Raw genomic sequence first — 20,826 nt, 5'->3', positions numbered from 1 at the left:
GACCTGCATTGAGGATTGAGTTTGCCGACCGTGCCATCTGACGCCTTCTGGGCCTGGAGTATCATCGTAGCCGCCACCGCAGCCGTCATCATCCGGCCCTTTCGCCTGCCCGAGGCGATCTGGGCGCTGCTCGGCGCTGTCGCGCTGGTGCTGTTCGGCTTCCTGACATGGCGCGAGGCGCTCACCGGCGTCGAGAAGGGCGTCGACGTCTATCTGTTCCTGATCGGCATGATGCTGATCGCCGAGCTTGCCCGGCTCGAGGGCCTGTTCGACTACCTCGCAGCCCTTGCGGTGGAGCATTCACACGGCTCGCCGCAGCGGCTGTTCCTGCTGATCTACATCGTCGGCACGCTGGTCACCGTGCTCCTGTCGAACGATGCCACCGCGATCGTGCTGACCCCGGCCGTCTATGCCGCCACGCGTGCGGCGGGTGCAAAGCCGCTGCCCTATCTCTTCGTCTGCGCCTTCATTGCCAATGCCGCAAGCTTCGTGCTGCCGATCTCCAACCCGGCAAACCTCGTGGTGTTCGGTTCACGCATGCCGCATCTGACTGAATGGCTGCGCCAGTTCGCCCTGCCCTCGGTCGCCGCGATCACCCTGACCTATGTGGCGTTGCGCCTGAGCCAGCACGGCGCGCTGAAGGAAGAGACCATTGCGAAGAAAGTGCCGCATCCGAAGCTCACCCGCGGCGGCAAGCTGACCGCAATCGGGATCGCCGCGATCGGTGCCGTACTGGTCACGGCTTCGGCGCTGGACAAGCAACTGGGCCTGCCGACCTTCATCTGCGGTGTGGTGACGGCCGCGCTCGTTCTGCTGCTCAGCCGGCAGTCACCGATCCCGGTCCTCAAGCACGTCTCCTGGAGCGTGCTGCCACTGGTCGGCGGCCTCTTCGTGATGGTGGAAGCGCTGGTGAAGACCGGCGTCATCGGCCATCTCAGCGGGCTCTTGCATGAGGCCGTCAGCCAATCCGTGCCAAAGGCCGCCTGGAGCGTCGGCATCGCCACGGCTGTTGCCACCAACATTGCCAACAATCTGCCGGTCGGCCTCGTCGCCGGCTCGATCGTATCAGCCGATCACCTGCCGGCATCGGTCGTCAGCGCGATCCTGATCGGCGTCGATCTCGGACCGAACTTTTCGATCACCGGTTCGCTCGCGACCATCCTGTGGCTGGTCGCGCTCCGCCGCGAGAAGATCGAGGTCGGCGCCTGGCCGTTCCTCAAGCTCGGCATGCTGGTGACACCGCCCGCCCTGATCGCGGCGCTCGCGGCCGCGATCAGGTAGGTCCCATTTAGTCGTTCTCGTAACCGTAAACCTCGGGCAGGATGAAGATCGCAGCCAGCAATCCGATCAGCGGGAAGATCGCGACGAATAGCGTCGCATTGGCCTGACCGATCGCCGCGAACAGCGACGGGAACAGGAAGATCGCCAAGAACGCCGGCAGTTTTACGAACATGTAGGCAAAACCGCTGGCCGTGCCGCGATATTGCGGCCGGGCCACCATGGTCGGGATCGTCATGCAGTTCGAGGCGTCCCAGTAGTGACCCCACAGCATGCCGGCGGCGGCGAGCGGCAGCAGCACCTTGTTGTCGGTGTAGAGCGCGAAGGCCGCGACCAGCAGCGACACCAGCACGATCGCAAAACCCGCAATCGCGATGCCGCGATGGCCGATCTTCGGCGTCAGCAGCGGCCCGACCCAGCCAGAGAGCGCGGCGAAGGAGAACAGCGCCATGGTCACGAGGTTGTTGCCGAGCACCGAGGAGACGCCGACCATCGCAAACAGCACTGGCAGGTAGAAGGCGAAGGTGGAGAACTCGCTCGCCTGGGCGAAGCAGGCGATCCAGCCATAGACCGTGGCGCGCCAGCGGATCGGATCCTTCCTGAGGTCGGCGAGGAAGGCCATCGTATTGGCCTTCGGCAGCACGACGTCATGGTTCGGCAGCATGTCGAGATTGTCGTTGAACATCTCGCGGGCCACCTGCTTGGCTTCGCGGAAGCGCCCCTTCTGCACCAGCCACACCGCAGTCTCCGGCACGTCGTGCCGCATCACCAGGATGATCAGCGCCGGCAACGCGCCGAGGCCGAGCGTCACCCGCCACAGCGTCTCGTGGTTGATGTTGACCAGCAGGAACAGCACGATGACGCCGACGGTGAGGACTTCGCCGACCGCGAACATGAACTGCCAGCGATTGCCCATGACCTCGCGCTCTCCCTTGGCCATGGATTCCATGATGTAGGTGTAGCCGGTCGAGATGTCGCTGCCCAAGGGTATGCCGAGCAGGAATCGGATCACGACGAGCCAGCCGACGCCGGGCACGAAGGCCTGCGCCAGTGCCAGAATGATGAACAGGACCATCGTCACCAGGAACATCACGCGGCGGCCGATCTTGTCGGACAGCCAGCCACCAATCAGCGCGCCGATCAAGGCGCCGCCTTGCGTGCCGGCGGCGGCAAGGCCGAGCATCAGCGGATCGGGATTGTACTGTTCGCGGATGAAGATCAGCACGAAGGCGATGGAATAGAGATCCCAGGCCTCGACCAGGATCGAGGCCATCATCAGCCAACCGACCTTGTTGCCCTTCGGGCTGTAGTTGGTGATGAGGTAGCGCACCGCGCTGTCGATCGCGGTCTGTTGCGGCACGGCCATTGTTTGCATTCCCGTTCCTCCCTGTCCCTTGTTGCTTGTTGATCAGGCGCCGAGCAGCGGCTCGATGCTGCAGTCGAGCAGGCGCGGATCGATCCCCGCCTCCATCCCCTCGAACATCGAGTCCATGAAGTCGATCAGCGCGTCGCTGGCCTTGACCGCGCGGTCGACGCGGCGATTGGCGACCGCGTTGAGAATGGCGAGATGGCTGTCGATGGTACCGGACAGGTCGCCCTGCCCCGGCATGCAGCGGTGATGGATGAAGCCGATGCGGCGATAGAGCGTGTGCAGCGGCCGCAGCGTATGCGCGAGGAACGGCTCGCCGGCCGACTCCAGGATCAGCGCGTCGATGCGGCGGTCGATCTGGTTGAACTCGTCGAGCGTGAGGCTCGCGCGCCGCTCCTTCAGCAGGCGCTCGATATGCAGCGCCTGGTTCCGGTGCGAAAGACTGGCGCGATCGGCAGCGAGCCGGATAACGAAGCGTTCCATATCACGGCGCAGGCCCAGCAGCATGCGCTCGCGGGCGAGATCGATCGGCGCGATCTGCAAGCCGTGGCGCGGGCGGATGGTGATGAGCGTATCGGCGGCGAGCGTGTTGACTGCGTGATGCACCGGCGTGCGGCCAAAGCCGGTGAGATGCTGAAGCTCCAGCATGGTCAGGAACTGACCGGGCTTGAGCTCGCAATTGACGAGGAGGTCCTCGATCTTCTGATAGGCAAGCTGGAAGAAATTGACGCGATTGCGCCGGCTGGGCCTGCCCTCACCGTCGGGCTGCACCACCTCGAGCGCGCGTTTGCGGCGCACCATGTCGTCCTCCCTGTCGGCCCGCTTGTCCCTGTCCGGGCGGCGCCTCATTTGTGACCTTCATAAAACATGTTGTGATATATTACAAGTGGCGTTAAGAATGCGCCTGCCCGGCGGCCCGCAAAGTGGCCGTTCGGAACCAATAACAACAGAGCGCCGCCGACGCGGCCGGGAGGATATCGCGGTGAAGATCACCTCAATCGAGACTCTGCGCACCGAAGAATTCGCCAACGTCATCTGGGTGCGCGTGCACACCGATGCCGGCGTCATCGGCCTCGGCGAGACCTTCTATGGCGCGGGCGCCGTCGAGGCGCAGATCCACGACACCTTTGCCGGCCGCCTCATCGGCCGCAATCCCCTGCATATCGAGGCGATCCACCGCGACATGCTCAATCTGCCGATGGCGCAGTCCTCCACCGGCGTCGAATACCGCGCGGCCTCCGCGATCGACATCGCGCTGTGGGATCTGTTCGGCAAGGTCTGCGGCCAGCCGGTGCACCAGATGCTCGGCGGCCTCTGCCGCGACAAGCAGCGCATCTACAACACCTGCGCCGGCACCAAATATGTCCGCTCCACCAATATCAGCCCGGTCGCGAACTGGAATCTCGGGGCTACCCAGGGCCAGTACGAAGACCTCGACGCCTTCATGACCCGCGCCGACGCGCTCGCCGAAAGCCTTCTGGAGAGCGGCATCTCGGCGATGAAGATCTGGCCATTCGATCCGGCGGCCCAGGAGAACAAGGGCCTGTTCATCACGGCCGCGCAGATGAAGCAGGCGATCGAGCCGTTCGAAAAGATCCGCAAGGCCGTCGGCGACAGGATGGAGATCATGGTCGAGCTCCACTCGCTCTGGAACCTGCCGACCGCAAAGCAGATCGCGCGTGCGCTCGAGCCCTACAAGCCGACCTGGTACGAGGATCCGATCCGCATGAACTCGCCGCAGGCACTCGCCGAATATGCGCGCTCGACCGACGTCTGGGTCTGCGCCAGCGAGACGCTGGGCTCGCGCTTCCCCTACAAGGACATGCTGGACCGCGACGCGATGCACGTGGTGATGGCCGATTTGTGCTGGACCGGCGGCCTCACCGAGGGCCGCAAGATCGCGGCGATGGCCGAGACCTATCACCGGCCCTTCGCGCCGCATGATTGCATCGGCCCGGTCGGCTTCATCGCCGCCATCCACATGTCATTCAGCCAGCCGAACACACTGATCCAGGAATCGGTACGCGCGTTCTACAAGGGCTGGTACAATGAGCTCGTCACCACCATGCCCGTGATCAGGGACGGCTACGTCTATCCAATGGAAGGTCCCGGGCTTGGCGTCGATCTGCTCCCTGCGGTGTTCGACCGCAGCGATCTCACGGTGCGCCGCACCAACGCATAAGGACCCGACATGAGCACCGCCCTCTTCGATCTCTCCGGCCGCACCGCGCTCGTGACCGGCTCCTCGCGCGGCCTCGGCCGTGCCATCGCCGAAGGCATGGCGAAAGCCGGCGCAAAGCTGATCATCAACGGCGTCGATCCCAAGGGCGTCGACAAGGCGGTCGCCGAATTTCGGAGCGCCGGCCATGAGGCCGAGGGTGCGCCCTTCAACGTGACCGATGAGGCTGCGATCGTTGCTGCCTTCGAGCACTTCGATCGCGCGGGCATCGCAGTCGACATCCTCGTCAACAATGCCGGCATCCAGCGCCGCAAGCCGCTGGCCGAGTTCACGACCGAGGAATGGCGCCTGGTGATCGAGACCAACCTCACCAGCGCTTTCGTGATCGGGCGCGAGGCGGCCAAGCGGATGATCCCCCGCAAGCGCGGCAAGATCATCAATATCGGCTCGCTCGGCAGCGAGCTGGCGCGACCGACGATCGCCCCCTACACCGCGGCAAAGGGCGGCATCAAGAACCTGACCCGCTCGATGGCCGTCGAATGGGCGCAGCACGGGATTCAGGCCAACGCGATCGGTCCCGGCTACATGCTGACCGACATGAACGAGGCGCTGATGTCCAATCCGGAGTTCAACAACTGGCTGATGGGCCGGGTCCCCTCCAAGCGCTGGGGCAAGCCGGACGAACTGGTGGGCGCCGCGATCTTCCTCGCCTCGGACGCCGCGACCTATGTCAACGGCCAGATCATCTATGTCGACGGCGGCATGATGGCCGCGATGTAGCCGCGCCCTGCCCCGAACAACTATCAGGGAGTAAGCCCATGCGTGCCGTCGTCATTCACGCGCCGAAGGATCTTCGGATCGATAATTTTCCAGACCCTGCACCTGACGCGAACGAAGTCCGCGTCAAGATCGCCAATGGCGGCATCTGCGGCTCCGACCTGCACTATTATCACCATGGCGGTTTTGGCACCGTCCGCATCCAGCAGCCGATGGCGCTGGGACATGAGATCGCAGGCGTCGTCGCCGCGGTCGGCGACGGTGTTGCGCATCTCAAGCCTGGCACCCGCGTCGCGGTCAATCCGAGCAAGCCGTGCGGCCAGTGCCTGCACTGCCAGGAAGGGATGCGCAACCAGTGCCTGGACATGCGTTTCATGGGCAGCGCGATGCGCAATCCCCATGTGCAGGGAGGCTTTCGCCAATACGTCACCGTAGACGCTGCGCAGGCGATTCCGATCGCAGAGAGGCTGTCACTCGCCGAAGCCGCGGTGGCCGAGCCGCTTGCGGTCTGTCTTCATGCGGGAAAACAGGCCGGTCCCCTGCTCGGCAAGCGCGTGCTGATCACCGGCTGCGGCCCGATCGGCGCGCTGATGATTCTGGTGTCACGCTTCGGCGGCGCCGCCGAGATCGTGGTGACCGATGTCGCGGATGCGCCGCTGGCGCTCGCAAAGACACTCGGCGCCAGCCATGCGATCAACGTCGCATCGAACGCCGCAGCACTCGATCCCTGGCGCGCCGGCAAGGGCGTGTTCGATACGCTGTTCGAGGCCTCCGGCAACCAGGCCGCGCTGCGCACCGCACTCGACCTGTTGCGGCCGGGCGCGACCATCGTACAGCTCGGCCTCGGCGGCGAGATGACGCTGCCGATCAATTCGATCGTCGCAAAAGAGCTGCAACTGCGCGGCACCTTCCGCTTCGATCCCGAGTTCGAGCTGGCGCTGCGCCTGATGGGCGAAGGCCTGATCGATGTGAAGCCCGTGATCACGGCCGTGATGCCGTTCGAAAACGCGGTCGCCGCCTTCGAGCTCGCCAGCGACCGGTCGAAATCGATGAAGGTGCAGTTGACGTTCTGACGCGGCCTACGCTTGGACGGTCGTGGCTTTAGCGCTGCGCCTCGACGAGTTGGTCGCCGACCAGCCGCACGGCGCCGCGCTTCCAGGAGTAGTCGGCGCCCATCCGAAGCCCGCTGTCGCCCCGCGAGACCACCGCGCCGGTCTTCGCGTCGCGGACCTGGAATCCCATCGTGTACTCGGTGCGGCTGACCCGCCGCACCACGCCGATCAGCGATTGATCCGCGCCGAGCTCGCGGGCGATCGCCGCCTCGCAGCCGCCGCAGTCGCGCAGCTTGCGCGCCTTGGCGGCTTCCGCGCCGACGCCACCGACATCGATCATGCGGTAACGGCCGGACTGTGCGAGGAGATCGCGCACGCCCGCCGTCGCTTCCGCCAGATATGCGGCGTCTGACGCGGCAAGCCCGCTCGACGGCGCGGCCGTGGTATCCTCCAGCTCGAAGTCGAACACCGCGAGCGCGATCGGCGCAGGCGCGAGCGCCTTGTCCAGTGCCGCGCGAATCTCGCGAGAGACGAACGCCTCGGCGTGATCCCACGCCTCGTCGGTGTCGCCGCGAAACGTGTAGAGCCGTTCCAGCACAATCTTTTTGGCCGTGGCGTCGATCACCACGGCCTTCGCCCACTGCACCAACGTGCTCGTCTTCTGCACGCCGCCGATGATCTTGAACCGTGCGTCGGCCTGCATGGCCGGGACGGGCTGGTAGCGGCCGTCGGCCGCGATGTCCCGCCGCAGCGCGACCATGAACGCCTTGAGGCGTTTTTCATGGGCCGCGGTCTGGTCCGCTGGCTCAGCCGACGTATCGGTAAAGCTGAAATCGTCGACGGCAACGCTGACGGGCTGGGCGGTGGTTTGGGCACGGGCACCCGGGATAAGGGCGAGCAGGATCAGGACTGGCAGGATCAGGCGGCGCATGAGGGGCCTCGCAGGCTGGGACAGGGGTGGAAACCTATGCCGGGCGCTCTCGTGTCCGCAGCCGCCGCTATCCCGGCGCAGGCCGGGAAAATTTCACGAGATTGCCCTCCCCGAGCCGGCCGCGCTTTCCGCCATCTCACTTCTGCCGTTAAATGGCGACGGTACATGCAGCCTGCGAGGTGCGCCGCGATGTGGAACCGATCGAGGTCCGACCTGAAAGTCTGTTTGACGCTGCGGGTCGCAGCCATAGCGGCGCTCTGCTTCGCAGCTATCTCGGCCTATTTCCTCATCACCGCCGACCGCGCCGTGCATGCGCGGACCGACGCCATCGCCGACCTCGCCGCCAAGACGCTGGAGCTGCAGCAGGGCAAGATCCAATGGGTGAATAGTCCGCGCACCGACTTTCCCGACCTCGACAATGTCGCGGCCTCCGTGATGACGCCCGGCCTGTGCCTCGCTTTCCGCGCCGCCAATGGCGAGATGCTGCAGCGCTTCTGCGGCGGCACGGGCGGACGCATGAGCGAGCCGCCGCAGGCCTTTGCCGCGTTCTACCGCGCGCTGTTCGAGCCCGGCCGAGAAGCGGCGCGCCCCGTCACTTCGCGCGGCGTGCGGGTCGGCGACGCCGTCGTCTGGGTCGATCCTTTGGTGCTGACGGCCGAGGCCTGGCATGAGGCCGGCCGGCTGATGGCTGCGCTGGCGCTCGCGCTACCGCTGCTTTGCATCCTGGTCTACGCGGCGTTGGCGCGCGCGTTGCGGCCGACCCAACTGATCAGGGCCGGGCTCGAACGGATCGCCGCCAACGATCTCTCGGCGCGGCTGCCGCCGTTCGACCTCGCAGAGCTGTCCGCCATCCGCGACGTCTTCAATCACCTGGCCGAAAGCCTCGAGGCCGCGCTGGCCGCGCGCAGCGAGCTCACGCGAAAACTGATCGCGCTGCAGGACGAGGAACGCCGGCATCTGGCGCGCGAGCTGCACGACGAGTTCGGGCAATCGCTCGCCGCCATCCGCGCGCTGACCGCATCGGCCCGCCAGACCGCGGCGCAGGACTGCCCTACCCTCCTGCCCGAATGCGACGGCATCGCGCGAACCGCGACCGGCATGGCCGAGACGCTGCGCGGCGCGCTGTTCCGGTTGCGCCCGCCGGACGTCGAGGAGCTCGGCCTCGTCGGAAGCCTCGATGGCCTGGTCGCGGGTTGGAATGGCCGCAGCCGCGGACAGACTCGTTTCGAGATCGGCTTTTCCGGCAATCTCGAGCACCTCGCCCCTGCTGTCAGCGCTAATCTCTATCGCATCGTGCAGGAGGCGCTGACCAATGCCGCCAAGCACGCCGGCGCCACGCGGGTGACCCTGCACGTGGCGATGCACGACGGTGACATCGATCTCGTCGTCGCCGACGACGGCCGGCCGAACGAGTCGGCGGTCAGGAGCGGCATGGGCCTGCTCGGCATGCGCGAGCGCGTCGCCGCACTGGGCGGCCGCCTCAGCTTCGAGGCAAACCCCGAGCGCGGTTGCGCCTTGCGCGTCCTCATTCCAGCAGCCACGCCGCATCAACCCGCCGCGCTGGAGCACGCGGCATGAGCGATGCAGGCTGGGCCATCCTGCTGGTCGACGATCACGCCGTGGTCCGCGAGGGCTATCGCTCGGTGCTGCAGAAGCAACCGGGCCTGCGCGTCGTCGCCGAAGCCTCTGATGGCGCCGAGGCCTATCGGCAGTTCAAGGCCGCAAAGCCCGATCTCGTCATCATGGATCTGAGCATGCCGGGGATCGGCGGCATCGAGGCCGTCAGGCGCATCAGGCAATGGGACAAGGCGGCAAAGATCCTGGTCTTCACCATGCACCAGAACGCAGGCTTTGCCGCGCAGGCGATCCGCGCCGGCGCCAGAGGCTATGTCACCAAGACGAGCCCGCCCGAAACGCTGGTGCGGGCTGTGATGGACGTGCTCGCAGGCAAGATCGCGATCAGCCCCGACATCGACCATGAGCTGGCGCTGAGCCGGCTCGCTGGCGAATCCTCCGCCGCCGACGTGTTGACCGCGCGCGAATTCGAGGTGCTGCGCCTGCTGCTTGCCGAGCGCACGACGGAGGAGATCGCCGAGACGCTGCATGTCAGCCCAAAGACGGTGGCGAATTTGCATTCGCTGATCAAGGACAAGCTCGGCGTCGGCTCGGACATCGAGCTGGTGCGGCTCGCGCTGCGGCAGAAAATCCTGACCGAGATCGATCTCGGCGAAGCCTGAGGCTCAGGTCAGGTAACGCGCGAAGTACTCCGGCATGGCGTAGAAGGCGCACAGCGCAAGGCTCGACCACACCGCCAGGCTGAAATAGAGCGCCATCCAGGCGAGCTCGCCCTTCCAGTGCGCGACGTCGTGGGTCACGACCCAGCGCGTGCTGACATCGTGCAGCCCCTCGAGCAGGCCGAGGAGCCGGCCGCCCTCGCCGTGCCCTGCCCGCCAGCGGCTTAAGTACATCGGCACGTCGACGGTGATGAGGAAGGCAAGATAACAGGCGATGCCGATAATCCCTGCGACGAGGCCCCAGCGCACCGGACCGGAGAACTCCGGCACGAGGCGAACGAGCGCAACGCCAACCAGGAAGAACACCACCGCCCACAGCGAATTCTCGATCGCATTGTAGAGATAGTTGGTCGTCACCACCGCGTACCAGGAGAAGCACTCCGCGACGATGATCACGGGCACGATCACCCAGGCGATGTTGACGGCGGTCTCTGCGTTCGCCATGCCGCCGAGCTGATGGAGGATGATCGCCCACTGCGCCGCGAAGCAGACTTCGGCGACGGTTGCCACCGAGCGTCCGACGAACACGCTCGACAGCCAGGTGTCGAACAGGCAGATCCGCTGTACGTCGGCGCGCGGCAGGAACGAGCGGAACGCGCAGCCGAACACATAGGCCGCGCAGAGTAGCAGCATCAGCCCGGTTCCGGACGGGGCCGCGGCGTTGCCCACCGGCGCCTCGTAGAACACGCGGTACAGCATGAACCAGACGAGGATATTGACGTTGCTGACAAGCGTCAGCGAACCCCACCACCAGGCCAGGGGATTGGTCCGCGCCTGCCACCGCAACATGATCTGCTCCGTCGTAGTCGAAATGACATTCAACGGTAGCAATTCTGTCACATGAGCGGAACGAACCGCGACAAAAAAATGCGTGAGCGGGCCGCGTACGCCCGCTGTCACAATTCATTTCCTGTCACAATTGCCGGCAGCCGACTGTCACAATTCATCCGGCGCCGAACCAATCAGCGGTTCGCCGCCGCCACGTAGGCCGCCAGCTTGTCGAGCGTCTGGTAGCCGTATTCGACGGCACCAAAGCCGATCCCCGCCTCGCGCTGCGCCACGGTCGGGTGCAATTGCCGCATCGTCAGCACGGTCTTGCCGTCACTCTGGCTCTCGAATGTGATGGTCGTCCGGAACATGCCGGGATCCTCGTCCTTGTCCGAGCCGTGGTCGATCTCGATGAACCGCGGCTTCTCGATGCGAAGAAATCGCATGCGGTTCGGATACAGCGTGCCGTCCGGTGCGATCATGTCGAAACGCCATAGCCCGCCGACGCGCACGTCGATCTCTTTGGTCTCGATCTTGAAGCCTGCCGGACCGAACCATTGCGGCAGATGTCTTGGGTCGGTCCACGCCTGGAAGACAAGATCGCGCGGCGCGTCGATCACGCGCGACAGCACGATCTCGCGATCGAGCGACCATTGCGACAGCGCTGAAATGGCAGAACTGGTCATCACTTAAGCCTTTCCTTTTTTTGGCGCAGACGGCCGTTTGGGAGCCGGCCTCTCCGTCTTCTCTTTCTTCAATTTCATGACATAGGCCTCGAACCGGTCGAGCCGCGCTTCCCAGATCGCGCGCTGGTGCTGCAGCCAGTCCTCGGCCCCGACCATCGCCTCCGGCCGCAGCCGGCAGGTGCGGACGCGGCCCGCCTTCTCCGATTGGACGAGGCCGCTCATTTCCAGCACGTGAATGTGCTTCATGAAGCTCGGCAGCGCCATGTCGAAGGGATCGGCGAGCTCGCCCACAGAGGCCTCGCCGTCGCAAAGCCGCATCACGATCGCCCGCCGCGTCGGGTCGGCGAGCGCTGCGAAAATGCGGTCGAGCTGGATTACATTGTTAGCCATGACGCTAACTATAGGCGGACCGCGAGGCCGCGTCAACATCTGTTAGCCGAATGGCTAAGTGAACCACCCGCGCGCCTGCGAACGAGCGAAACGGGGACTCAAACACCTGGGATTGTGGCCGGCCGGTCACAGCCAACGCATCGGCAATTGTGGCTCAATCGCGCCGCACGATTCTTGCCCTGGGCCAAACTGGACGGGAAGATCGAATATCTGCATTTCGATCTCGGCAGCATCAATCATACATTCGCGACGACCGGCCAAACCTTCCCGACCATGGGAACACAATCCACCGTGCGCAACGACGTCATTCGCGTCGGTGTCAACTACAAGCTCGGCGGCGGCTAAAGCATGATCCGGAAAAGTGCGCAGCGGTTTTCCGAAAAGATCATGCTCACACAAAGACCTAAAGCGCGATGACGATTCAACCTAACGCCATCGCGCTTTGGAGGCTCGTGCGCGGAACTTCCAACGCGCGATTGTGAATTGAGACACGGGGCGGTTTGCGGATAGGACATGGCTGGGGGCGCCAGCGATCTGTTCATCTCGTCACGTGTCGACTCTTGTCACCTCAGGCCACACCTCAATCAGCCGGCGGGCGCTCGCCCTGCTTCCGCTCACGATCACGCTTGCCCGGCCGCGCCGCGCCGCCGCCGATTCCGACATGATCGCGCAGATGCGCGACATCGTCACAGCCGAGCTGGCGCCGACCGCGACGCCGGACCATCCGGGCGGCCTCGCCGCCGCGCTCTATGCGGGCCGGCATGTCGAATTTTTCGACTATGGCCTTGCCGACGACACCACCAGACAGCCCGTGACGCCGGACACGCTGTTCAACCTCGCCTCCTTGCGAAAGCCCTTCGAGGCCGCGCTGGTTGCGCTGGGCACGCTCCGTGGCGAGCTCAGGCCCGACGACCCCGTGACCCGATACGTGCCGGAACTGCGCGGCGACTATGTTCGCAAGGTCACCATGGGTGAGCTCGTCACCCACACATCCGGGCTGTTGCTGCCGACCGATCACCCGCCCTGGCCGGACGACACCTTCACGCAAGCCCAATTCTTCGACATGCTCAACGCCTGGACGCCGCAGCATGGCGAGCAGCCCGGCAGGCAGCGCATCTACAGCCACGCGGGCTACGTGTTGCTCCAGCTCGCGCTCGAGCGCCGCTACGGCAGACCGATCCGCGAGCTCATCGACAGACGCATCCTGAAACCGCTGGGCATGACGTCGACATTCGTTCCCGAGCGCGGCCCCGACAATCGCGCGATCATGAGCCATGAGGCGATGCAACGGACCGCGCAGGGCTACTCCGATCAGGGCACGGCGATCGGCCCGCCCGGCAACCAGCAAAGCTACTTCGACTTTCCGGGTACCGGCCAGATTTTCTCGTCGGCGCGAGACCTTGCGATCTTCGTGGCCGCCTGCGTCGACGGGCGTTCGGTCGCGCCCGAGCTGCGCGATGCGTTGCGGTTGACCCAGCGCGAGAGCTTTCGTGTCGATGAAAAGTTCGGACAGGCGATGGCCTGGGAAACCGTCCATCTCGACGGCGTCACCGTCGTCGACAAGCCCGGCGGGTTGAACAACGCCTCCGGCTATTTCGGCCTCGTGCCGACGCACAAGCTCGCGATCGTTCTGCTCGCCAATCGCGGCGAATACCCCCACGAGATCGCCCGCTACAAGATCCTGCCCGCGCTGGCGCGGCTGGTCTCGGTGAGATGACGCAGAAAAGCCCGGTTTGATCCGGGCTCTGCTGTGTCGGCCTCCGCGCGGTTCGCGGCTCAGTATCTGGCGACCACCGGCCCGCCGAACTTGTAGTTCACACCGAGGCGAACGATGTTCGATTTGAGGTCGACGGAGTGGGTGAATACGTTGTCTGGGTAGGAGACCGGGACGGCGAAAGCCTTCAGGTTGGCGCTGGTAACAGTGCTGCGGCCGAGATCGACATAGAGATATTCCGCCTTGAGTGACCAACCATTGCCGACCGCATACTCGCCGCCGACGCCTGCGGTCCAGCCGACGCGCGTGCCTCGGATCGCAGCTGATTCGGTCGCGTCGCCCCAGGTGTCGGTGAAAGTGAAGTCACCCTTCACGTCGGCAATGGCCGCACCGCCTGTGGCATAGAGCAGCCAGTGCGGGGTGGCGAGGAAACCGATACGACCGCGGATAGTTGCAAGCCAGTCGGCCGACACCGACGAGCCGACAGTGAAACTGGAACCGAAGAATGGATACGCCGCCGAACCGACCGCGCGGCCCTTGAAGCCGAAATAGTTGATGTCGCCTTCAAGGCCGAAGACGGCGTTGTTGACCTGCCAGTTGTAGCCGGCCGTGAAACCACCTGTGACGCTGGAGCTGTTGACGTTCTGGGCGCCGACCGCATTGACGGCGGTCACGCTGGTGGGTGCGAAATAGCCGATCGGCGAGTACACGGTCGATGTAGCCGGATCCGCGTTGCCCCAGGCACCGCCGACATTGCCGCCGATGTAGAAGCCGGTCCAGTTGTAGACGGGCGCCATCGCGGGGACCTTGGTGTAGCTTGGCGCGAGATCGGCGGCCAATGCGGAAGCAGTCCCGAACAGGACCAGCGACGTCGCGAGTGATATTGTCTTCATTCAAGTCTCCAGGCCCCTGACGCGATTCGTGCTCGCGTGACCAAGCGCGATCGGGAAGCATCCAGTGCATGTCGGGCATAAGCACCGCACCGTCTGCGGTCTTGGACGGCGACGCAGTTCGCTGGGACTACGGCGCAGTCGGCGAGCTGTTGCGCAAGAAACCGACTTGTGTGGCCGGTCCGCCACGCATCGTCCGCCGATTTGGACGGGTCAACCGCGCCTGTTCACACCGACCGCGTCAGCCCGCCATCGACGCGGATGTTCTGGCCGGTGATGTAGGCGGCGCCGTCGGACGCTAGGAATGCAACGGTTGCCGCGATCTCCTCGACCTTGCCGTAGCGGCCCATCGGCACGCTCGCCCGCCGCTCCTCGGTCGCCGGCAGGCTGTCGATCCAGCCCGGCAGCACGTTGTTCATGCGGATGTTGTCGGGCGCATAGGTGTCGGTGAAGATTTTTGTGAAGGCTGCAAGGCCTGCGCGGAACACGGCCGAAGTCGGAAACATCGCGCTCGGCTCGAACGCCCAGGCGGTCGAGATGTTGATGATGGCGCCGGACTTTTGCGCCTGCATCGCCGGCACGACGAGGCGCGTCGGCCTGATGACGTTGAGCAGATAGGTGTCCATACCGGTGTGCCACTGCTCGTCCGTGATCTCGACGATCGGTGCGCGCGGCCCGTGGCCCGCGCTGTTGACGAGGACGTCGATCCGGCCCCACTTCGCCAGCGCCGCGTCGACGAGACCGCTTCAGATCGTCATGCGACCTGTTCGAGCCGGTCACCCCTAACCCGCCGAGTTCCTGCGCCAGCACCTCGCCCTTGCCGGAGGACGACAGGATCGCGACCCGAAACCCGTCGGCGGCAAGCCTGCGCGCGGCCCCTGCCCCCATGCCGCTGCCGCCCGCGGTCACCAGCGCGACCTTTTCTCCTGCCATGACGATTCCTTAAGTCTTGCTGTTGAGGCCTGCCGAGTGCGGGGCCTATCATTGGAGGTGTTTTACATCCAGACTTGCGCCGGCATAAGTCCAAGCCTCAGGGAGCCGCCATGAGCGATCTGCACATCCGCAACCTGCGGCCGGACGAAATTGCGCTTGCCGTCGACTGGGCCGCCACTGAGGGCTGGAATCCCGGGCTCGCGGACGCCGCCTGCTTCGCAACCGTCGATCCCGAGGGATTTTTCGTCGGCGAGGTCGACGGCGAGCCGGTCGCGACCGTCTCATGCGTCAACTATGGCACGACCTTCGCCTTCCTCGGCTTCTACATCGTGCGCGCCGACATGCGCGGCCGTGGCTATGGCCTCGCCGTCTGGAACGCCGCGATCGCGCATGCAAAACCGCGCGTGATCGGGCTCGACGGAGTCGTGGCGCAGCAGGACAACTATCGCAAATCCGGATTCACGCGCGCCTATGCCAACATCCGCTATGGCGGGACCGTCGCGTTCGTTCCCGCACCGAAGGCCGACAGCGTCGCGCTCGACAAAGTCCCGTTTGCGATGATCGAGACGGACGACGCTACCGTTTTCCCCGCTCCGCGCAGCGCATTCCTGCGCGCCTGGATCGGCGCGCCCGGCCATGTCGGCCGCGCCCTGATGCGCGACGGCCGGCTTGCCGGATGGGGCGTGATCCGTCCCTGCCGGCACGGCTGCAAGATCGGCCCGCTGGTTGCCGACGACCGTGCGGCTGCGGAAACGGTCCTGTTCGCCCTGCTCGCAAGCGCAGGTCCCGGCGAGATCTTCCTCGACGTTCCCGCGGTCAACCCCGACGCCGTCGCGCTCGCGCAAGCGCTTGGCCTCGCGCCGACCTTCGAGACCGCGCGCATGTACACCGGTGCGATCCCGCCGCTGCGGATCGACCGCGTGTTCGGCGTCACCACCTTCGAGCTGGGGTAGCGCATGGCCGAATTCTTCGCATCCCGCTGGATCGGCGACTTCCTGTTCGCGTTCGGCGCGCTGTTTGCGATCATCAACCCTTACGGACTGGCCTTCATCTTCCTGGACCGGACGATGGGCCTGTCCGACAGCGAACGCGCCCGCGTCGCGCTGCGGGTTGCGCTCTATGCGTTCGCGGTCATGCTCGGCTCTCTGTTCGTCGGCAGCCAGGTCCTGAAGATTTTTGGCATCTCCATGCCGGCCCTGCGCATTGCCGGCGGGCTGGTCGTCGCGGCGGCCGGCTGGTCGATGCTGCACGCAGCCCCGACGGCACCCGGCGCCCATGCGACATCGTCCGACAACTTCGCCATCGTGCAGCGGATGGCGTTCTTCCCGCTGACCATTCCCCTGACCACGGGTCCGGGCACGATCGCGACCGCGATCGCCATCGGCACGCACCGGCCGGACGATCTCGACGGCCTGTTCACGTCATCGATCGTGTCGTTGCTCGTGGCCATCGCCATGGCCGCGATCATCTATCACGCCTATGCGAAGTCGAGCGTGATGGCGCGGATCTTCGGCGAGGAAGGCACGAGCGTGGTCACCCGCCTGTCCGCCTTCCTGCTGCTCTGCGTGGGCGTCCAGATCATGCTCACCGGCGTGACCGAGCTCGCACGCTCGATCCTGGACAGCATAAAATGAGCGGCACGACACGCGTGCCGCAACGCCTCAGTAGCAGCGCATCACGTTGACGGTGTGCTCCTGGCCGCCACGGCCGGGAACGACGACGGTCTCGGACGGACAGCTCGGCACATAGGGCCGGTCGGACGGCACGACGTTCGGCGGATAGCGATGCACCCAATCCCAGGGCACGTCGTACGTATAGGTGTAGCGGATATCGTTGGAGAGCGGCGGCGCAGCTTCCGCAAAACCTTCGCTGCCCGACGGCCCGTAGAAGAAGCCACCGCCTGCCGGCCACATGTTCCATGCGCCCCGCACGCCGCGGTGATGATGAAACCGCGCCCCTGGCGCGACCGGCGCGCGGACGGCCGGGGCTGGCGCCGCAATGGCTGCCGGGGGCACCGCACCGCCTGACCTCGCAGAAGCGTCTTCGGCGGCAAGCAAGAGCGGCATTGCGCTCACGGAGGCGATCAACGCCCCAAACACTCGATACGACATGTTACGCACCAACTCGTTGGCTGCTCCGCCCCTCTTTGGAGACGCTAAGCCGGCCTCTTCGTCGCCCGCAAACCCATACTTAATTATTGGTTAAGACGTAACATTAATACAGAGGCGTTTGGTCACGCCGAGGCTCCACCCGCACCCGATACCGGACGACGGGCGAAGTTCAGCGGCCCTGCTGCTTGCGCAGCCATTCGAGCAGGTCCTGCGGAACTCCCGACCCGCTGCTGCTCTGCGTCACGATCGTCGTGTTGCCGCCATTGCGGCGATAGACCGTGGTTCGCCCCGGCTCCTTGTCGATGCGAACCTCGGCCTCGGCGGGATCACCGCTTTGCGTGATGACGGTCTTGCCGTTCTCGTCCTGGACCACGGTCGTGTGCCCGTCATCGCCTCCGGCCCCGGCCGGTCCTGACCCGCTTGAGATCATGATGCACACTCCCGCTGCAAAAAAGATGGACCTCATGTCGCACCTCTCCCTTCGGATCATCGAGCGAACTGGAAGATCGCCAACCAGTTGAAACGCCCGAACTGCCTGACGGATCCCGTGTTCATGTCCCCGATCTGCAACAACAGCGCGTTCGTCGCGTTGCCGATCTGCGTAATGTTGGCGGTATTGCTCACGCCGGATTGACCGATCGCAGCATTGGTGGTGCCGCCCACCTGGATGATATCCACGTAGTTGCGTGTCCCGTTCTGGATGATCGTCGCGTCGGCCGTCGTTGCCGATCCGCCAATCTGGATGACCCGCGCGATATTGAAACGGCTGCTCTCGTTGATCGTGACCGGCTGCACATCGTTGCCAAACTGGACGATGGTCTCGACACTCACATTTCCATTCACCCGGCTGCGCTCGAGGGAGCCTGCGGAGGCTCCCGTGCTCACGCTCAAGGCGGCGAGCAGCGCAGCCGCCGCCCAGGCTTGCGGACGCCGTCTCATCGGACTTCCCCCTGTTGGCCCGGATTCCCGCTGTTCGCGGGTTCCGCGAGGCTCACGGACCGGTCTGAACGATGGTCGACGAGTTCGTACCGCCGAACTGTGCGATCACCCCTGTGTTCATGCTGCCCAGCTGGGACAGCGTACTGCTGGCCGATTGACCGGATTGACCGACAAAGGTGAAGTTGCTGATGCCGTTCTGGCCGACCGCCGCCGAGTTGGCTCCGCCAAATTGCAGGATTCCCGTGGCGTTGTTGGTGCCGGTCTGGACGACGGTCGCGCTGGTGGTGCCACCAACCATGAACACGCCCGCCATATTGGTTTGACTGTTCTGGTTCAGGACGACTGGCGGGCCGCCGACCGACACGATGGTCTTGATGTCAGCCGTTTGGGCGTGCAGCGGTCCGCTCTGCCCGCAACAGAGAATGAGAGCTGCCAAACTTGCGACGCTGGGAAGACGGTGTTTCATGACATGCCTCATCACTGTTGCGGACATCGGGAAGGCCCCGCGGTCACGGCGCCTGCTGGAGGATCGTTGAGCCGTTCAGGATGCCGAGCTGACCTACGCCGGCCGTGTTGTTCGCGCCGATCTGACCGATCAGGCTCGAGTTGACACCGCCGACCTGGCCGGCGACCGCCGTATTAGTTGCCGTGCTCGTCGTGCCGCCCTGTCCAATGACCGACGTATTGACCGTGGCCAGCGATCCCGTCTGCAAGGTCGTCGCCTGGTTGGTCGCACCGAATTGCAGCGTGGTGGCGCTGTTGTTCGTCGAACCGCTCTGGGAGATGAAGGAGCTGTTCGTCGTCCCGAACTGCAACACGCTGGCCGTGTTGCCGGCATGGGCGTCAATGGCGGTCAACGCGTTGAGCGTGACAATCGTCGCAATAAAGTAATTTATCCGCATGTCATTTCCTCCGCGACTATCGGCCGTCGATCCGCCGTTGGGTCAATCAGCCTGATTGCGGTTCTCTGGAGAATGGCCCGGACGCGCCGCGCTGTGACGCGTCCGGACGCTGTGGGGCTGGCTCAGTGCGCCGTCTGCGAGATGACGGAGGTATTGGTACCGAGGCCGAGCTGACCGACGGCGGCAGCGTTGTTCTGCAGCGCCGGAGGCCCGAACGAATTCTGGGTGATCGAGCTGCCGTTGTTGCCGAATGCGACCTGACCGGTAGCCGCCGTGTTCTGCACGCCGACCTGGTTGACCGTGCTGACGTTGTTGAGCGACGGGGAGCTCGTGCCCTGCGAAGTGGACGCAGTGTTCAGGATGCCGAGCTGGCTGGTGGACGAACTGTCGTTGGTGAGGCCGTTCTGGGTGACGCTCGAGCCGTTCACGACACCAACTTGCACCGTGGTTGAGGTGTTGGCGGCCTGAGCGGCGGACGACAGAGCGAACACTGCGACGGAAACGAGAAGAAATTTACGCATGGAGTATCCCTTTCTTGTCAAGTTATCTGATCAAGTCTCTGATGCCGTTTGGAGGACGCCGACATCATGGGGATGACTCTGAACCGATAGCGCTCCATGCGACAGACTGTGATTCATGCTAGTCTGGACAGACTAGAGCGCGATGAGATCAAGTTGAATCGTCATCGCGCTCTAGCTCTTTGTTCGAGCATGATCTCCGCGCAAACGCGTTCCGCGTTTGTTGCGAGGGAAAACCGCTACACACTTTGCGCTAACGCGGCTCAACGGGTCCGGATCATGCTCTAGACGTTGCGCGAAATGTCAGGATCCGCCGGCCTGAAAAGGCGACTGCGACGTGCCGATCCGTCTCGCATCGAACTCCGGCCCCATGCTGTCGATCAGCCTGACCACCTCGATCGGCGAGCGGAGCTCCAGCTTTCTCATCATCCGTGCGCGATGCACCTTCACCGTCACCTCGCTGACATTCAGCCTTGCCGCGATCTGCTTGGCGACAAGCCCTTCTGCCATCAGCAACATGATCTCGCGCTCGCGCGTGGTCAGCATTTCGACACGCTGCCTGGCGTCACGCAGCCTGTCGTCACGTTCGAGCCGCCTGCGGTCGCGCTCGAGGCCGTGCCTGATGGCGTCAAGGAGTTCCTGTTCCCGAAACGGCTTTGGCAGAAACTCGACCGCTCCACGCTTCATCGCCTCGACCGAAACGCGGACGTCCGTGTAGCCGCTGATGAACACGATCGGAATGGGCACGCCGGATTGCGCGAGCGTACGCTGCAATTCGAGCCCGGTCGGCGATGTGCCGGGAAAGCGGACGTCCAGCACGAGACAGGACGGCCCGACGTCGAGGCTTTGCGCGAGGAATTCCTCCGTCGAGGCGAACAACTTCACCTGGTGCCCGGTCTCCTCGCAAAGACTTCCGATCGCATTCCTTATCTGTAATTCGTCGTCAACGACATAGACCGTGGCTTGATTCGAACCCATGGCAACCGACTCCTGGACTCCTCTTAGCTCGATGATCCGACATCGAGCTGTCCATTCTTCTTGCGAGCGATGCTAAGGTGCTTGAAGGACGTTCCGCAGGTCGAACGCATCGCCCCT

At 64.6% G+C, this 20,826-nt stretch carries 24 protein-coding genes and 1 pseudogene; 10 read left to right on the top strand and 15 right to left on the bottom strand.

Annotated features, from left to right (window positions below; all coding sequences use genetic code 11):
- Positions 1-30 precede the first annotated feature (30 nt).
- A complete protein-coding gene (locus tag JQ632_RS19215; protein WP_212404136.1) occupies positions 31-1,281 on the top strand; it encodes an arsenic transporter in 1,251 nt (416 codons plus the stop codon).
- A 7-nt stretch (positions 1,282-1,288) separates the two neighbouring features.
- On the opposite strand, the gene JQ632_RS19210 is transcribed toward JQ632_RS19215, so the two are convergent.
- Positions 1,289-2,653, bottom strand: a complete 1,365-nt coding sequence (locus JQ632_RS19210; protein WP_212404135.1) for an MFS transporter — start codon at positions 2,651-2,653, stop codon at positions 1,289-1,291.
- Positions 2,654-2,686: 33 nt separating this feature from the next.
- Positions 2,687-3,448 carry a GntR family transcriptional regulator gene (locus JQ632_RS19205; protein WP_212404187.1) on the bottom strand — a complete coding sequence of 254 codons (762 nt, stop codon included), beginning with the start codon at positions 3,446-3,448 and terminating at the stop codon, positions 2,687-2,689.
- Positions 3,449-3,629: 181 nt separating this feature from the next.
- Between JQ632_RS19205 and JQ632_RS19200 the strand changes: the two genes are divergently transcribed.
- The 3 genes from JQ632_RS19200 to JQ632_RS19190 are packed head-to-tail and all read left to right on the top strand — an operon-like array spanning position 3,630 to position 6,676.
- Positions 3,630-4,829: a mandelate racemase/muconate lactonizing enzyme family protein gene (locus JQ632_RS19200; RefSeq protein ID WP_212404134.1), complete on the top strand. Its 1,200-nt coding sequence runs from the start codon at positions 3,630-3,632 to the stop codon at positions 4,827-4,829.
- Positions 4,830-4,838: 9 nt separating this feature from the next.
- A complete protein-coding gene (locus JQ632_RS19195) occupies positions 4,839-5,606 on the top strand; it encodes an SDR family oxidoreductase (RefSeq protein WP_212404133.1) in 768 nt (255 codons plus the stop codon).
- Between the two features lie 38 nt (positions 5,607-5,644).
- The gene (locus tag JQ632_RS19190) at positions 5,645-6,676 is read left to right on the top strand and encodes an L-idonate 5-dehydrogenase (protein ID WP_212404132.1); all 1,032 of its coding nucleotides are present in this window, start codon (positions 5,645-5,647) and stop codon (positions 6,674-6,676) included.
- Positions 6,677-6,704: 28 nt separating this feature from the next.
- On the opposite strand, the gene JQ632_RS19185 is transcribed toward JQ632_RS19190, so the two are convergent.
- Positions 6,705-7,586 carry a DUF3280 domain-containing protein gene (locus JQ632_RS19185; RefSeq protein ID WP_212404131.1) on the bottom strand — a complete coding sequence of 294 codons (882 nt, stop codon included), beginning with the start codon at positions 7,584-7,586 and terminating at the stop codon, positions 6,705-6,707.
- Between the two features lie 189 nt (positions 7,587-7,775).
- Between JQ632_RS19185 and JQ632_RS19180 the strand changes: the two genes are divergently transcribed.
- A complete protein-coding gene (locus tag JQ632_RS19180) occupies positions 7,776-9,164 on the top strand; it encodes a sensor histidine kinase (protein ID WP_212404130.1) in 1,389 nt (462 codons plus the stop codon).
- Positions 9,161-9,823, top strand: coding sequence for a response regulator transcription factor (locus tag JQ632_RS19175; RefSeq protein ID WP_212404129.1), 663 nt, complete (start codon positions 9,161-9,163; stop codon positions 9,821-9,823). The genes JQ632_RS19180 and JQ632_RS19175 overlap by 4 nt, the downstream gene beginning before the upstream one ends.
- 3 nt (positions 9,824-9,826) lie before the next feature.
- On the opposite strand, the gene JQ632_RS19170 is transcribed toward JQ632_RS19175, so the two are convergent.
- The 3 genes from JQ632_RS19170 to JQ632_RS19160 form a co-directional block, all read right to left on the bottom strand.
- Positions 9,827-10,669, bottom strand: coding sequence for a hypothetical protein (locus JQ632_RS19170; RefSeq protein ID WP_212404128.1), 843 nt, complete (start codon positions 10,667-10,669; stop codon positions 9,827-9,829).
- A gap of 173 nt (positions 10,670-10,842) precedes the next feature.
- Complete coding sequence (locus JQ632_RS19165; RefSeq protein WP_212404127.1) at positions 10,843-11,334, bottom strand: SRPBCC family protein; 492 nt, start codon at positions 11,332-11,334, stop codon at positions 10,843-10,845.
- A 3-nt stretch (positions 11,335-11,337) separates the two neighbouring features.
- Complete coding sequence (locus tag JQ632_RS19160) at positions 11,338-11,724, bottom strand: helix-turn-helix transcriptional regulator (RefSeq protein ID WP_212404126.1); 387 nt, start codon at positions 11,722-11,724, stop codon at positions 11,338-11,340.
- A gap of 174 nt (positions 11,725-11,898) precedes the next feature.
- Between JQ632_RS19160 and JQ632_RS19155 the strand changes: the two genes are divergently transcribed.
- Together JQ632_RS19155 and JQ632_RS19150 are read left to right on the top strand one after the other, a co-directional pair.
- Positions 11,899-12,069, top strand: a complete 171-nt coding sequence (locus JQ632_RS19155; RefSeq protein ID WP_212404125.1) for a hypothetical protein — start codon at positions 11,899-11,901, stop codon at positions 12,067-12,069.
- A 316-nt stretch (positions 12,070-12,385) separates the two neighbouring features.
- Entirely contained in the window at positions 12,386-13,441 is a 1,056-nt protein-coding gene (locus JQ632_RS19150) for a serine hydrolase (RefSeq protein WP_212404186.1), read from the top strand.
- 59 nt (positions 13,442-13,500) lie between these two features.
- Here JQ632_RS19150 and JQ632_RS19145 read toward each other — a convergent pair whose 3' ends face one another.
- Together JQ632_RS19145 and JQ632_RS19140 are read right to left on the bottom strand one after the other, a co-directional pair.
- A complete protein-coding gene (locus JQ632_RS19145; RefSeq protein WP_212404124.1) occupies positions 13,501-14,331 on the bottom strand; it encodes an outer membrane protein in 831 nt (276 codons plus the stop codon).
- Positions 14,332-14,555: 224 nt separating this feature from the next.
- Positions 14,556-15,261, bottom strand: a pseudogene (locus JQ632_RS19140) (SDR family oxidoreductase).
- 110 nt (positions 15,262-15,371) lie between these two features.
- On the opposite strand from JQ632_RS19140, the gene JQ632_RS19135 reads away from it, so the two are divergent.
- Together JQ632_RS19135 and JQ632_RS19130 are read left to right on the top strand one after the other, a co-directional pair.
- Positions 15,372-16,214, top strand: coding sequence for a GNAT family N-acetyltransferase (locus JQ632_RS19135; RefSeq protein WP_212404123.1), 843 nt, complete (start codon positions 15,372-15,374; stop codon positions 16,212-16,214).
- Positions 16,215-16,217: 3 nt separating this feature from the next.
- Complete coding sequence (locus JQ632_RS19130; protein ID WP_212404122.1) at positions 16,218-16,895, top strand: MarC family protein; 678 nt, start codon at positions 16,218-16,220, stop codon at positions 16,893-16,895.
- Between the two features lie 27 nt (positions 16,896-16,922).
- On the opposite strand, the gene JQ632_RS19125 is transcribed toward JQ632_RS19130, so the two are convergent.
- The 7 genes from JQ632_RS19125 to JQ632_RS19095 all read right to left on the bottom strand — a co-directional run bounded on the left by JQ632_RS19125 (position 16,923) and on the right by JQ632_RS19095 (position 20,709).
- Positions 16,923-17,372, bottom strand: coding sequence for a hypothetical protein (locus tag JQ632_RS19125; protein WP_212404121.1), 450 nt, complete (start codon positions 17,370-17,372; stop codon positions 16,923-16,925).
- Between the two features lie 169 nt (positions 17,373-17,541).
- A complete protein-coding gene (locus JQ632_RS19120; protein WP_212404120.1) occupies positions 17,542-17,838 on the bottom strand; it encodes a hypothetical protein in 297 nt (98 codons plus the stop codon).
- Between the two features lie 20 nt (positions 17,839-17,858).
- On the bottom strand, positions 17,859-18,203 hold the full coding sequence (locus JQ632_RS19115) for a curlin (protein ID WP_312015629.1): 345 nt from the start codon (positions 18,201-18,203) through the stop codon (positions 17,859-17,861).
- A 160-nt stretch (positions 18,204-18,363) separates the two neighbouring features.
- Positions 18,364-18,777, bottom strand: a complete 414-nt coding sequence (locus tag JQ632_RS19110) for a curlin (protein ID WP_212404118.1) — start codon at positions 18,775-18,777, stop codon at positions 18,364-18,366.
- Between the two features lie 43 nt (positions 18,778-18,820).
- Positions 18,821-19,213 carry a curlin gene (locus JQ632_RS19105; RefSeq protein ID WP_212404117.1) on the bottom strand — a complete coding sequence of 131 codons (393 nt, stop codon included), beginning with the start codon at positions 19,211-19,213 and terminating at the stop codon, positions 18,821-18,823.
- 122 nt (positions 19,214-19,335) lie between these two features.
- Positions 19,336-19,734, bottom strand: coding sequence for a curlin subunit CsgB (locus JQ632_RS19100; RefSeq protein ID WP_212404116.1), 399 nt, complete (start codon positions 19,732-19,734; stop codon positions 19,336-19,338).
- Between the two features lie 300 nt (positions 19,735-20,034).
- Complete coding sequence (locus tag JQ632_RS19095) at positions 20,035-20,709, bottom strand: response regulator transcription factor (RefSeq protein ID WP_212404115.1); 675 nt, start codon at positions 20,707-20,709, stop codon at positions 20,035-20,037.
- Positions 20,710-20,826: the final 117 nt, after the last annotated feature.

It is taken from the genome of Bradyrhizobium liaoningense, from assembly GCF_018130955.1.
Classification (GTDB): Bacteria; Pseudomonadota; Alphaproteobacteria; order Rhizobiales; family Xanthobacteraceae; genus Bradyrhizobium; species Bradyrhizobium liaoningense_C.
This window is presented reverse-complemented; position numbering and strand designations above follow the sequence as displayed.

What these genes read in the sequence shown, in the direction of transcription:
- JQ632_RS19210 (WP_212404135.1), bottom strand. Translation starts at nt 2,653, where the DNA reads ATGCAAACAATGGCCGTGCCGCAACAGACCGCGATCGACAGCGCGGTG.
- JQ632_RS19205 (WP_212404187.1), bottom strand. Translation starts at nt 3,448, where the DNA reads ATGGTGCGCCGCAAACGCGCGCTCGAGGTGGTGCAGCCCGACGGTGAG.
- JQ632_RS19195 (WP_212404133.1), top strand. Translation starts at nt 4,839, where the DNA reads ATGAGCACCGCCCTCTTCGATCTCTCCGGCCGCACCGCGCTCGTGACC.
- JQ632_RS19190 (WP_212404132.1), top strand. Translation starts at nt 5,645, where the DNA reads ATGCGTGCCGTCGTCATTCACGCGCCGAAGGATCTTCGGATCGATAAT.
- JQ632_RS19185 (WP_212404131.1), bottom strand. Translation starts at nt 7,586, where the DNA reads ATGCGCCGCCTGATCCTGCCAGTCCTGATCCTGCTCGCCCTTATCCCG.
- JQ632_RS19180 (WP_212404130.1), top strand. Translation starts at nt 7,776, where the DNA reads ATGTGGAACCGATCGAGGTCCGACCTGAAAGTCTGTTTGACGCTGCGG.
- JQ632_RS19175 (WP_212404129.1), top strand. Translation starts at nt 9,161, where the DNA reads ATGAGCGATGCAGGCTGGGCCATCCTGCTGGTCGACGATCACGCCGTG.
- JQ632_RS19170 (WP_212404128.1), bottom strand. Translation starts at nt 10,669, where the DNA reads ATGTTGCGGTGGCAGGCGCGGACCAATCCCCTGGCCTGGTGGTGGGGT.
- JQ632_RS19165 (WP_212404127.1), bottom strand. Translation starts at nt 11,334, where the DNA reads ATGACCAGTTCTGCCATTTCAGCGCTGTCGCAATGGTCGCTCGATCGC.
- JQ632_RS19160 (WP_212404126.1), bottom strand. Translation starts at nt 11,724, where the DNA reads ATGGCTAACAATGTAATCCAGCTCGACCGCATTTTCGCAGCGCTCGCC.
- JQ632_RS19150 (WP_212404186.1), top strand. Translation starts at nt 12,386, where the DNA reads ATGATCGCGCAGATGCGCGACATCGTCACAGCCGAGCTGGCGCCGACC.
- JQ632_RS19145 (WP_212404124.1), bottom strand. Translation starts at nt 14,331, where the DNA reads ATGAAGACAATATCACTCGCGACGTCGCTGGTCCTGTTCGGGACTGCT.
- JQ632_RS19135 (WP_212404123.1), top strand. Translation starts at nt 15,372, where the DNA reads ATGAGCGATCTGCACATCCGCAACCTGCGGCCGGACGAAATTGCGCTT.
- JQ632_RS19130 (WP_212404122.1), top strand. Translation starts at nt 16,218, where the DNA reads ATGGCCGAATTCTTCGCATCCCGCTGGATCGGCGACTTCCTGTTCGCG.
- JQ632_RS19125 (WP_212404121.1), bottom strand. Translation starts at nt 17,372, where the DNA reads ATGTCGTATCGAGTGTTTGGGGCGTTGATCGCCTCCGTGAGCGCAATG.
- JQ632_RS19120 (WP_212404120.1), bottom strand. Translation starts at nt 17,838, where the DNA reads ATGAGGTCCATCTTTTTTGCAGCGGGAGTGTGCATCATGATCTCAAGC.
- JQ632_RS19110 (WP_212404118.1), bottom strand. Translation starts at nt 18,777, where the DNA reads ATGAAACACCGTCTTCCCAGCGTCGCAAGTTTGGCAGCTCTCATTCTC.
- JQ632_RS19105 (WP_212404117.1), bottom strand. Translation starts at nt 19,213, where the DNA reads ATGCGGATAAATTACTTTATTGCGACGATTGTCACGCTCAACGCGTTG.
- JQ632_RS19100 (WP_212404116.1), bottom strand. Translation starts at nt 19,734, where the DNA reads ATGCGTAAATTTCTTCTCGTTTCCGTCGCAGTGTTCGCTCTGTCGTCC.
- JQ632_RS19095 (WP_212404115.1), bottom strand. Translation starts at nt 20,709, where the DNA reads ATGGGTTCGAATCAAGCCACGGTCTATGTCGTTGACGACGAATTACAG.